At 36.4% G+C, this 1,063-nt stretch carries 1 protein-coding gene; it reads left to right on the top strand.

All coding sequences use genetic code 11. The features are described 5' to 3' along the window. Nucleotides 1-35 precede the first annotated feature (35 nt). Nucleotides 36-1,061, top strand: coding sequence for a restriction endonuclease subunit S (locus BABA_RS26560; protein ID WP_420805992.1), 1,026 nt, complete (start codon nt 36-38; stop codon nt 1,059-1,061). The last annotated feature ends 2 nt before the right edge of the window (nt 1,062-1,063 follow it).

Genomic DNA, 1,063 nt, shown 5'->3' with positions numbered 1-1,063 from the left:
CAAAAAAGGATAGAAGAACAAGAAAAACCAAGAAAATGGTGGGGACTATGGCGAAAATAGATGATTCAGTTAAAAAGAAAGTTCCAGAATTAAGGTTTCCGGGATTCACGGATGATTGGGAACAGCGTAAGTTGGGAGACGAAGTTCGAATAGTGATGGGACAGTCTCCTAATTCAGAAAATTATACTGATGATCCTAATGATTATATTCTTGTGCAAGGTAATGCTGACATGAAAAATGGTCGTGTTTTACCGAGAGTATGGACAACTCAAGTTACTAAACAAGCTGAAAAAGATGATCTCATTCTAAGTGTCCGAGCACCGGTTGGAGATATTGGTAAAACAGCTTATGACGTGGTTATTGGTCGAGGTGTTGCTGCCATAAAAGGTAATGAATTTATATTTCAAAATCTTGGTAAAATGAAGTCCGACGGGTATTGGACTAGATATAGCACTGGATCAACATTTGAAAGTATTAATTCTACTGATATTAAAGAAGCTATAATAAGTGTCCCTGCAATTGAGGAACAAGACAAAATAGGCTCATTCTTTAAACAGCTAGATGACTCTATCGCTCTTCATCAGTGTAAGCTAGATCTTCTCAAAGAGCAGAAAAAAGGCTACTTACAAAAAATGTTCCCTAAAAATGGTGCCAAAGTTCCTGAATTGAGATTTGCGGGGTTTACTAACGATTGGGAACAGCGTAAGTTAGGGGATCTTGCTGAAATAAAAGATAGTGCAAGAATCCCCAATATAAAGTGGCAAAAAGAAGGGGTACCTTACTTACGCTCTAGTGATCTATCCTCAGAACACATTAAAGATGGATTATTTCTGTCTTTGGCAGACTATATAAAATATGATAAGATAACTGGTTCTCCTAAAAAAGGTGATTTAATTTTTGCGAGTGGTGGGGATATCGGACTCGCTATATACAAGTATGATTCTTTACCTATCTATGTTCAAGGGGGAAGTATCTTATATGTTAAAACATCAAAATGTGAAAATTTAGACGGTTTATTTTTAAAATATTCTTTTGCTTCCCCTAAAGTGCGCCCGATATAATC

The sequence above is a fragment of the Neobacillus bataviensis LMG 21833 genome (genome assembly GCF_000307875.1).
GTDB classification, from domain to species: Bacteria; Bacillota; Bacilli; order Bacillales; family Cytobacillaceae; genus Neobacillus; species Neobacillus bataviensis.
This window is presented reverse-complemented; position numbering and strand designations above follow the sequence as displayed.